This window comes from Kumtagia sp. (assembly GCF_059502445.1).
The window spans coordinates 31453-40356 of the sequence record NZ_JCACER010000024.1 but is presented as its reverse complement, the minus strand read 5'-3'; the positions used below and the strand labels follow the sequence as shown (position 1 = coordinate 40356).

General features: G+C 66.0%; 12 protein-coding genes and 1 pseudogene. 8 read left to right on the top strand and 5 right to left on the bottom strand.

Going from position 1 to position 8904, the window contains the following annotated elements; genetic code table 11:
• The first annotated feature begins 105 nt into the window (after positions 1–105).
• Complete coding sequence (locus AC5JDC_RS10380; protein WP_106771610.1) at positions 106–618, top strand: invasion associated locus B family protein; 513 nt, start codon at positions 106–108, stop codon at positions 616–618.
• Positions 619–637: 19 nt separating this feature from the next.
• Here AC5JDC_RS10380 and AC5JDC_RS10375 read toward each other — a convergent pair.
• Both AC5JDC_RS10375 and AC5JDC_RS10370 read right to left on the bottom strand, forming a co-directional pair.
• A pseudogene (locus AC5JDC_RS10375) lies at positions 638–918 on the bottom strand (type II toxin-antitoxin system RelE family toxin).
• Positions 908–1153 carry a type II toxin-antitoxin system Phd/YefM family antitoxin gene (locus tag AC5JDC_RS10370; protein WP_495841292.1) on the bottom strand — a complete coding sequence of 82 codons (246 nt, stop codon included), beginning with the start codon at positions 1151–1153 and terminating at the stop codon, positions 908–910. The pseudogene AC5JDC_RS10375 and the gene AC5JDC_RS10370 overlap by 11 nt, the downstream one beginning before the upstream one ends.
• A gap of 179 nt (positions 1154–1332) precedes the next feature.
• On the opposite strand from AC5JDC_RS10370, the gene tldD reads away from it, so the two are divergent.
• The gene (gene tldD, locus AC5JDC_RS10365; protein ID WP_495841291.1) at positions 1333–2748 is read left to right on the top strand and encodes a metalloprotease TldD; all 1416 of its coding nucleotides are present in this window, start codon (positions 1333–1335) and stop codon (positions 2746–2748) included.
• A gap of 3 nt (positions 2749–2751) precedes the next feature.
• On the opposite strand, the gene AC5JDC_RS10360 is transcribed toward tldD, so the two are convergent.
• Together AC5JDC_RS10360 and AC5JDC_RS10355 are read right to left on the bottom strand one after the other, a co-directional pair.
• Positions 2752–3261, bottom strand: a complete 510-nt coding sequence (locus tag AC5JDC_RS10360) for an RES family NAD+ phosphorylase (protein ID WP_495841290.1) — start codon at positions 3259–3261, stop codon at positions 2752–2754.
• Positions 3254–3625: an antitoxin Xre/MbcA/ParS toxin-binding domain-containing protein gene (locus AC5JDC_RS10355; RefSeq protein ID WP_495841289.1), complete on the bottom strand. Its 372-nt coding sequence runs from the start codon at positions 3623–3625 to the stop codon at positions 3254–3256. The genes AC5JDC_RS10360 and AC5JDC_RS10355 overlap by 8 nt, the downstream gene beginning before the upstream one ends.
• A 307-nt stretch (positions 3626–3932) precedes the next feature.
• On the opposite strand from AC5JDC_RS10355, the gene fabI reads away from it, so the two are divergent.
• Together fabI and AC5JDC_RS10345 are read left to right on the top strand one after the other, a co-directional pair.
• Positions 3933–4751 (top strand): enoyl-ACP reductase FabI, encoded by an 819-nt coding sequence (gene fabI / locus AC5JDC_RS10350; RefSeq protein WP_495841288.1) that lies wholly within the window; start codon positions 3933–3935, stop codon positions 4749–4751.
• Positions 4752–4786: 35 nt separating this feature from the next.
• On the top strand, positions 4787–5374 hold the full coding sequence (locus AC5JDC_RS10345; protein ID WP_495841287.1) for a histidine phosphatase family protein: 588 nt from the start codon (positions 4787–4789) through the stop codon (positions 5372–5374).
• A gap of 19 nt (positions 5375–5393) precedes the next feature.
• Here the strand turns inward: AC5JDC_RS10345 and AC5JDC_RS10340 are convergent, their stop codons facing one another.
• Positions 5394–5642 carry a DUF1344 domain-containing protein gene (locus AC5JDC_RS10340; RefSeq protein WP_106771620.1) on the bottom strand — a complete coding sequence of 83 codons (249 nt, stop codon included), beginning with the start codon at positions 5640–5642 and terminating at the stop codon, positions 5394–5396.
• Between the two features lie 163 nt (positions 5643–5805).
• Here AC5JDC_RS10340 and aroC point away from each other — a divergent pair, with 163 nt between their 5' ends.
• The 4 genes from aroC to AC5JDC_RS10320 all read left to right on the top strand — a co-directional run bounded on the left by aroC (position 5806) and on the right by AC5JDC_RS10320 (position 8824).
• A complete protein-coding gene (aroC, locus tag AC5JDC_RS10335) occupies positions 5806–6900 on the top strand; it encodes a chorismate synthase (protein WP_495841286.1) in 1095 nt (364 codons plus the stop codon).
• Positions 6901–7026: 126 nt separating this feature from the next.
• Positions 7027–8127 carry a 3,4-dihydroxy-2-butanone-4-phosphate synthase gene (ribB, locus tag AC5JDC_RS10330; RefSeq protein ID WP_495841285.1) on the top strand — a complete coding sequence of 367 codons (1101 nt, stop codon included), beginning with the start codon at positions 7027–7029 and terminating at the stop codon, positions 8125–8127.
• A gap of 74 nt (positions 8128–8201) precedes the next feature.
• Entirely contained in the window at positions 8202–8516 is a 315-nt protein-coding gene (locus AC5JDC_RS10325; protein ID WP_495841284.1) for a hypothetical protein, read from the top strand.
• A gap of 5 nt (positions 8517–8521) precedes the next feature.
• Complete coding sequence (locus tag AC5JDC_RS10320; RefSeq protein ID WP_495841283.1) at positions 8522–8824, top strand: type II toxin-antitoxin system RelE/ParE family toxin; 303 nt, start codon at positions 8522–8524, stop codon at positions 8822–8824.
• The last annotated feature ends 80 nt before the right edge of the window (positions 8825–8904 follow it).

Genomic DNA, 8904 nt, shown 5'->3' with positions numbered 1-8904 from the left:
CGGAAAAGCCGGGCAAATCGGCCGCCCCGACTGGCCGGGCCGGCCCGATGTCCTATAGTTGCCATGATTGCGGCGGAAAGCGCCTTGATTCGTAACGGAGCCTCCATGAGACCCGGCCTTTCGAAAGCCCTGGCGAGCCTGTTCGGCCTCGCGCTACTCGCGACGACCCTGCCCGCCGGCGCACAGCAGAGCGGCAAGGTGCGCGCGACTCACGGCGCCTGGTCGATCATCTGCGACACGCCCGCCGGCGCAACCGCCGAGCAGTGCGTGATGATGCAGAACGTGATCGCCGAGGACCGGCCGGAAATGGGCCTTTCGGTGGTGGTGCTGCGCACCGCCGACAACAAGGCCGAGATCCTGCGGGTGCTGGCGCCTCTCGGCGTGCTGCTGCCCAACGGCCTCGGCCTCAACATCGACGGCAAGGATATCGGCCGCGCCTATTTCGTGCGCTGCTTCGGCGACGGCTGCTATGCCGAGGTGATCCTGGAGAAGCCGCTGCTCGACACACTGAAGACCGGCAAGGCGGCGACCTTCATCGTCTTCCAGACACCCGAGGAAGGCATCGGCATCCCGGTCGACCTCTCAGGCTTCGGCGAGGGTTTCGCGGCGCTGCCGTAGGCGCCACGTGTAGGGTGCGTCAGCGCCGTCGGGCGGTCTCGTAAACTTCACTTCGTTCGCGCTTGCCCACGGCGACAACCGTAATCGTTATTGTTTCGTCCGTACGCGGTAGACCAGACGGTAGCCCGACTGGCGCAGCTTGATCTTATAGTGGTCCGGCATTCCATGAAGGGCCGAGGCCGGAACGCGCGGGTGTTCGAGGCGTTCGCGCAGCTTCTTGACGAATTGTGCGCGGATCGTCGCTCCGAGCTTGTCCCACTCCTTGCGGGCGGATGGCAGAAATTCCAGCCTATAGGGCATCGATGTCGACCGGCAGGCCTTTCTCGCCGGCACGCGCCTTGGCTATTTCCACAAGCTCGAGATCGTCGAGACGCTCGAGCATGGCTTCATAGACCTCGGCGGGAACCATGTAGGCCATGACCCGGTTATGGTTGAGAATGGCGACAGGCTCGCCTTTTGCGGATTCGATCACCGACGATGGGCTTTTTCTAAGGTCGGAGATCGAGACGCCCAGAGTGGCTTCGATGCGCTGCATGGTTTCTTCATCCTTCCGCTTTTCTCGATCGTACCTTATTCAAGGCAAAATTTCGTACATATTTTCATCATCTGCGACAATGGTTGCAGTTTCCGATGAACGCAATTCCGGACGGCAGTGGGAATTGCGCACGCATTCCCCTATCTGAGGGCGACAGAACGCCACCACGGAACAGTCCCATGCCAGACAGCCTGCTCAGCCGCTTCGACGTCGACGAGGACGAGGTGAAGGCGCTCGTCGCCGACACGATTTCCGGCGCCGACGACGGCGAGCTCTTCCTCGAATACAGCGAGAGCGAAGCGCTGATGTTCGACAACGGCCGGCTGAAGACGGCCAACTTCAACACCGAGCAGGGTTTTGGCCTGCGCGCGGTGGCCGGCGAGGCGACGGGCTACGCGCATTCGAGCGAGCTCTCGCATGCGGCGCTGCTGCGCGCCGCCGATGCGGTGTCGGCGGTCAAGGGCGGCTATTCCGGCACGCTCGCCGAGGCGCCGCCGCGCACCAACCGCCATCTCTACGGCGAGGAGAACCCGACCGGATCGCCCAGTTTCGAGGGCAAGGCGAAGCTGCTGCAGGAGATCGACGCCTGGGTGCGGGCCGAGGATCCGCGCGTGCGCCAGGTGACGGCGTCGCTGGTGTCGTCGTGGCAGCAGGTCGAGATCGTGCGCGCCGACGGCCAGCTGGTGCGCGACGTGCGCCCGCTGGTGCGCATGAACGTCTCGGTCGTGGTCGGCGACGGCGACCGCCAGGAATCCGGCTCCTACGGCATGGGCGGCCGCAAAGGTTTTGGCGAATTCCTTGTGGAGGACAGCTGGAAGCATGCGGCGAAGGAGGCCCTGCGCCAGGCGCTGGTCAATCTGGAGGCGATCCCCGCCCCCGCCGGCACGTTCGACATCGTGCTCTCCTCGGGCTGGCCGGGCGTCATGCTGCACGAGGCGGTCGGCCACGGGCTGGAAGGCGACTTCAACCGCAAGAAGACCTCCGCCTTCGCCGGCCTGATGGGCCAGCAGGTCGCCGCCAAGGGCGTCACGGTGGTCGACGACGGCACGATTGCCGAGCGGCGCGGCTCGCTCACCATCGATGACGAGGGAACGCCGACCAACCGCACCGTGCTGATCGAGGACGGAAAGCTGGTCGGCTACATGCAGGACCGGCAGAACGCCCGGCTGATGGGCATGAAGGCGACCGGCAACGGCCGGCGCGAGAGCTACGCCCACCAGCCGATGCCACGCATGACCAACACCTACATGACCGCCGGCGAGCATACGCCCGAGGAGATCATCGCCTCGGTCAAAAACGGCGTCTACGCCGTCTCCTTCGGCGGCGGGCAGGTGGACATCACCTCGGGAAAATTCGTGTTCGGCTGCACCGAGGCCTACATGATCGAGGACGGCAAGGTGACCCGGCCGATCAAGGGCGCCATGCTGATCGGCAACGGCCCGGACGCCATGCACCGCGTCAGCATGGTCGGCAACGACATGAAGCTCGACACCGGCATCGGCATGTGTGGCAAGGCCGGCCAGGGCGTGCCGGTCGGCGTCGGCCAGCCGCATCTCAGGATGAATCAGATGACGCTCGGCGGGACGAGGGTGTAGCCTTCAGACCCACGAGGCCGGCGATTTCGGCAGCCGGCCTTCCGGGTCGACGACGTCGAGCCGCGGCGCGCCCGCGGCATTCCACCGCCACAGAGCGACGCAGGTGCCGCCCGGCGACATGATGGACGGGTAGATCACGCCATCGGCGCCCTCCCCCAGCAGCTTCCCGCGCAGCCTGTGCGTTTCGGGCTCACCGCCCGCATCAAGGATCGCCCGCCACTCGCAGTGGTGGATGTCCGGCGTCAGGCCGAGCCGCTCGAAAACCCGCAGGTCGGTAAGGTCGAGCCTTGCGCCGGTCAGTTCGAGCCGGGCTATCAGTGCCGGGTGCTGGACAAAACCCTGATTGTACTCGGCCCAGGCCGTCGACAGCTCGCGCGCTGCGTAGATGGTCGGGGCACCGACCGGGTTCCAGCGGCCGCCGAAGCGAGCCGCGCCGTCGCCCGACAGCGGCAGCCAGGACCAGCGCGGCACGTAGGCGCGCCACAGAACCAGCCCCGCCGCCGCTTCAGGCATAGACGCCGGCGCGGACGCCCTCCAGATAGGCCAGCACCTTGTCGGCCTTGCCCTCCCGGACGAGGTCGTGGGCAGTCTTGCCCGCCCAGCCGGGGATAGGCTGGTGCTTGAACCAGATCGCCGCGCGGTCCTCCCCGCCGGCCATCTCGCCCGCCATCGCCAGAATGCGCACTACCGGGCTCAGCGCCTGATCGACCTTGCGCGCCCCGCTCTTGGCGACCAACGTGTTGCGCGCCACGCCGATCATGGCGGCGAGTTCCGCCAATGTGACGCCGAGCCGCTCGGCGACACGGCGGGCTGACAGATACGGCGTGCCGTCGCTGCCGAAGCGCTTCGCCGACGTTTGCAAGGGAGTGTTGCTCATGGTTATACGCAAATTGAATGCCCTGCGCTCAAGTTGCGCTCAAGTTGCGCCCATTTCAAGACGTCGAGCAAGAAACCGGCCGAGCATGTCGGGGAAGCGGGTCGACGAGATCGCGCCGCGGCGTGCCCTGCGGAAGCGTCATGCCCGGTTGCCCGGCGGCGAAGCACGATCGATCATGGCTTGATGCCCCGCCCCATCGGTTTCCCGCTTGACACGCGATCGTGTGGCCGGGCTTGCGCTCTTCAAAGCTTGAAGGCCGGAAAAGCGTATGCGATAGGGCGGGCGACAGCATTTCGGAGACGTTGCAATGGCGGGTGGACAGGGGCTGATGGCCGGCAAGCGCGGCCTGATCATGGGAGTCGCCAACAACCGGTCGATCGCCTACGGCATTGCCAAGGCCTGCGCCAACCAGGGTGCCGAGCTGGCGCTGACCTATCAGGGCGACGCCTTCAAGAAGCGCGTCGAGCCACTGGCGCAGGAACTCGGCGCCCACATCGTCGGCCATTGCGACGTGACCGAGCCGGAGACGCTCGATGCCGTCTTCGCCGAGGTGGAGAAACTGTGGGGCAGACTGGATTTCGTCGTGCACGCCATCGCCTTCTCCGACAAGGAGGAGCTCGACGGCCGCTACGTCGACACCACGCGCGCCAACTTCCAGCGGACGATGGAGATTTCCGTCTTCTCCTTCACCGACGTCGCCAAGCGCGCCGAGGCGCTGATGCCCGACGGCGGCTCGCTGCTGACGCTCACCTATTACGGCGCCGAGAAGGTGATGCCGCACTACAACGTCATGGGCGTCGCCAAGGCGGGGCTGGAGGCCAGCGTGCGCTATCTCGCCGTCGACCTCGGCGGCAAGAACATCCGCGTCAACGCCATCTCGGCCGGCCCGATCAAGACGCTGGCCGCCTCCGGCATCGGCGACTTCCGCTACATCCTGCGCTGGAACGAATACAATGCGCCGCTGAAGCGCACGGTCACCCCGGAGGAGGTCGGCGATGCCGGCATGTACTTCCTCTCAGATCTGTCGCGCGGCGTCACCGGCGAGGTGCACCACGTCGATTCGGGTTACCATGTGGTCGGCATGAAGGCCGTCGACGCGCCGGACATCAGCGTCGTCAAGGAGTGACGGCGGCCCTCCAACGCCTGCAACCGGGGCGCCGCATGCTTCCGCTCGTCTATTTCGTCCGGCACGGCCAGACCGCCTGGAATCTCGAGGGCCGGCTGCAGGGCCAGGCCGAGAACGACATCACCGAGCTCGGCCGACAGCAGGCTGACAGGAATGGCGCCAGGCTGCGCGAGCTGATCGACGATCCGGAAAAGTTCGACTTCGTCGCCAGCCCGATGCGGCGCACCCGCGAGACCATGGAACGCGTCCGCGCCGCCATGGGCCTTCCGCCCAGGGACTATGCCACCGATCCGCGGCTGGTCGAGGTGAGTTTCGGCGACTGGCAGGGTTTTACCTTCCTCGAGCTGGAGCAGGCCGAGCCGGGATGCACCGTTGCCCGCCACAAGGACAAGTGGAACTTCGTGCCGCCGGGAGCGGGCGCGGAAAGCTATCAGATGCTGCTCGACCGCGTGCGCCCCTGGCTCGAGGCCCTTGCCCGCCCCACGGTCTGCGTGACCCATGGCGGCGTCATCCGCACCGTCTTCCGCATGCTGGCCGACACGCCGCCACGCGGCGCCGCCCGCCTCGAAATCTTCCAGGACCGCGTGCTGCGGGTAGAGGACGGCGAGCTGGAGTGGCTGTGAGACTGGACGGCCGGCAGGGCTATTCCGGAAGCTGCATGTCGGTGATCAGGTTCTGCCCGTCGATCTCGTCATAGGCGAGCAGGACTTCCATGCCTTCCTTGATCGAATCGAGATCGAACTCGCCGGGCAGCTTGTAGGACTTTCCGTCGTCCAGCGTGATCGTCAGCGCTTCGGTGTCGATCGACCTGATTTGGCCCTCCGCCTCGGCTGCCAAAGCGGTTCCGGTGAGCATCAATACTGCGCAGAGCGCGCCGATCAGGGTACGCATGTCGAGTCCTCTTTCTGCTTTTTGTCCGCGTTTTCGCGGATGGTTCCCCCGACCTACCTGACCAGAAACAAGGGGAATGTGTCAAAACTATTTCTGCCGGTTCCCGCATTTGACCCCGTGGGAAAACGCCAATAGAAGGCGGGCGTCGGTTCGGACCCTTTCCATGTCGCACAACACGTTCGGCCATCTTTTTCGCGTCACCACCTGGGGCGAGAGCCACGGCGCGGCGCTCGGCTGCGTGGTCGACGGCTGCCCGCCCGGCATCCGCTTCACCCCCGCCGACATCCAGGCCGAACTCGACCGCCGGCGCCCCGGCCAGTCGCGCTTCGTCACCCAGCGGCGCGAGCCGGACGAGGTCAAAATCCTCTCCGGGATAGTCGAGGACGGTGACGCGCTGGTGACGACCGGCACGCCGGTGTCGATGCTGATCGAGAATGTCGACCAGCGCTCCAAGGACTATGGCGACATCGCCCGCCAGTACCGGCCGGGCCACGCCGACTACGCCTATGACGTCAAATACGGCATCCGCGACCATCGCGGCGGCGGCCGCTCGTCGGCGCGCGAGACGGCGGCGCGTGTCGCCGCCGGCGCGCTCGCCCGCAAGGTGGTGCCGGGCCTCACCGTGCGCGGCGCGCTGGTCGCCATCGGCGGGAAGGACATCGACCGCGCCAATTGGAATTGGGATTTCGTGCACGATGCCGAGAACCCGTTCTTCACGCCGGACCCGGCCTCGGTTCCCGTTTTCGCCGCCTATCTCGACGGCATCCGCAAGGCCGGCTCCTCGGTCGGCGCGCTCATCGAGATCGTCGCGGAAGGCGTGCCGCCGGGGCTCGGCGCGCCGATCTACGCAAAACTCGACCAGGACATCGCCGGCAATCTGATGTCGATCAATGCCGTGAAAGGCGTCGAGATCGGCGAGGGTTTTGCCGCGGCGCGGCTCACCGGCGAAGAGAATGCCGACGAGATGCGCATGGGCAATGACGGGCAGCCGATCTTCCTCTCCAACCACGCCGGCGGCATTCTGGGCGGCATCTCGACCGGCCAGCCGGTGGTGGCGCGCTTCGCCGTCAAGCCGACCTCGTCGATCCTCACCCCGCGCCGGTCGATCGACAAGGACGGCCGCGACGTCGAGGTGATGACCAAGGGCCGCCACGACCCCTGCGTCGGCATCCGCGCCGTACCGATCGGCGAGGCGATGGTTGCCTGCGCCATCGCCGACCATTATCTGCGGCATCGGGGGCAGACGGGTAGAATTTAGCGAATAGCGAATAGGAAGTAGCGAATACATGGTGGATATCGACAGCGTGACGCCGGGCGGCGCGCTCTTCTTCTCTATTCGCTATTCCCTATTCGCTATTCGCTCAGCCAACGGATCGAGCGAATAATGCCCTACGATCAAAAACGAGTCGTCGAAGCCATCCGCGCCTTCGAGCGCGGCGAGATCGTCGTGGTCACCGACGACGACGATCGCGAGAACGAAGGCGACCTGATCGTCGCGGCGATCCACTGCACGCCGGAGAAGATGGCCTTCATCGTGCGCAACACCTCCGGCATCGTATGCACGCCGATGACGCGCGAGGACGCGCGCCGGCTCAACCTGGCACCGATGGTGGCCGACAACGATTCGGCCCACACCACCGCCTTTACCGTCAGCGTCGACTTCAAGCACGGCACCACCACCGGCATCTCGGCCGACGACCGCACGCTCACCGTGCGCAACCTCGCCAACGGCAATGCCGGCGCCTCCGACTTCGTGCGCCCCGGTCATATCTTCCCGCTGATTGCGCGCGAGGGCGGGGTGCTGATGCGTTCCGGCCATACCGAGGCAGCGGTCGACCTGTGCAAGCTCGCCAATTTGCCGCCGGTCGGGGTGATCTCCGAACTGGTCAATGACGACGGCACGGTGATGCGCGGCCCGCAGGTGGCGGCTTTCGCCGAAAAACATGCGCTGAAGCAGGTGTCGGTCGCCGATCTGATCGCCTACCGCCAGCGCAAGGAGACGCTGGTCCAGCGTCTCGCCTGCACCGAAATCGAGACGGCCGGCGGCAAGGCGCAGGTCTTCACCTACGGCCTGCCATGGGACGTCATGCACCATCTCGCCGTGGTGTTCGGCGACATCCGCGACGGCGAGAACGTGCCGGTGCGCCTGCATTCGGAGGACGTCGTCAACGACGTGTTCGGCAAGGGCACGGCGCTCAAGGATCTGCTGGCCTCCTTCGGCGAGCGCAAGCGCGGCGTCGTCGTCTATCTGCGCGAGGGTTCCGTCGGCGTCGCCCATGCCGGCCGCAACCGCCCGGCCAACGAGGAGCGCGAGAGCCACGAGGAGGCGCGCCGCCGCGAAGCGGAGTGGCGCGAGATCGGGCTGGGCGCGCAGATCCTCAAGGATCTCGGCGTGCAGTCGATCGACCTAGTCGCCTCGCGCGAGCGTCACTATGTCGGCCTGGAAGGGTTCGGCATCAGGATCGCCAGGACGACGATTCTTTAGGCCTGGCCGGCCGCGTTGGCGGCCCCGCAGCTGTGTGTTATGATGTACTCGACATGTAACACACGGGTGCCGCAATGGCCGACAGCACGTTCACCTTCCGCGTCGATGAAGAGCTGAAATCCGCCTTCGCCGATGCCGCCAAGGCCGAGGATCGCACGGCCGCCCAGCTTCTGCGCGTGCTGATGCGCGAGGCGGTCGAGCGGTCGCAGGCGAAACGGGAGTATGACGCGTGGTTCGATGCCGAAATCGATGCCGCGATCAGGGAAGCCGACGACCCGAATACGGAGTGGGTGAGCAACGACGAAGCGAAGAAGGATTGGGCCGAGACCCGCGCAGCACTTGTCCGGCGGCTGGAAGAAGAAGAATCCCGACGCTCGGCGGCTGAGTAGACTGCTTGCTGGTCCGATGGCTGTCAAAGGCGATTGCCGAGCGCAACGCGCAGCTCGCCTACATTGCCAGGGACAATCCGAGGGCTGCCATCGAGCAGGGCGACCGGATCCAGAGCGCCGCCAATGGGCTGGCCGATTTCCCGGAAGCGGGCCGTCCCGGCCGCAGGCGCGGCACGCGCGAGCTGGTGATTACGGGTACGTCTTTCCTGGCGGTGTATCGTATTCGCGCGAAGGCAGCAGAAGTTCAGATCCTCCGCCTGCTGCACGGAGCCCAGCGTTGGCCGCCGCGCAAGCGCCGGGATCGTTGACGGATTGTGCGGCCGCAAGCGTGCCGGAGAAGCAAATCATCCCAAATGAAAAGGGTTCCGACGTTCCGCCGGAGCCCTTT

Coding starts and splice junctions, on each gene's coding strand:
- tldD (WP_495841291.1), top strand. CDS start 1,333: ATGCCAGACAGCCTGCTCAGCCGCTTCGACGTCGACGAGGACGAGGTG.
- AC5JDC_RS10380 (WP_106771610.1), top strand. CDS start 106: ATGAGACCCGGCCTTTCGAAAGCCCTGGCGAGCCTGTTCGGCCTCGCG.
- ribB (WP_495841285.1), top strand. CDS start 7,027: ATGCCCTACGATCAAAAACGAGTCGTCGAAGCCATCCGCGCCTTCGAG.
- fabI (WP_495841288.1), top strand. CDS start 3,933: ATGGCGGGTGGACAGGGGCTGATGGCCGGCAAGCGCGGCCTGATCATG.
- AC5JDC_RS10355 (WP_495841289.1), bottom strand. CDS start 3,625: ATGAGCAACACTCCCTTGCAAACGTCGGCGAAGCGCTTCGGCAGCGAC.
- aroC (WP_495841286.1), top strand. CDS start 5,806: ATGTCGCACAACACGTTCGGCCATCTTTTTCGCGTCACCACCTGGGGC.
- AC5JDC_RS10340 (WP_106771620.1), bottom strand. CDS start 5,642: ATGCGTACCCTGATCGGCGCGCTCTGCGCAGTATTGATGCTCACCGGA.
- AC5JDC_RS10345 (WP_495841287.1), top strand. CDS start 4,787: ATGCTTCCGCTCGTCTATTTCGTCCGGCACGGCCAGACCGCCTGGAAT.
- AC5JDC_RS10360 (WP_495841290.1), bottom strand. CDS start 3,261: ATGCCTGAAGCGGCGGCGGGGCTGGTTCTGTGGCGCGCCTACGTGCCG.
- AC5JDC_RS10325 (WP_495841284.1), top strand. CDS start 8,202: ATGGCCGACAGCACGTTCACCTTCCGCGTCGATGAAGAGCTGAAATCC.
- AC5JDC_RS10370 (WP_495841292.1), bottom strand. CDS start 1,153: ATGCAGCGCATCGAAGCCACTCTGGGCGTCTCGATCTCCGACCTTAGA.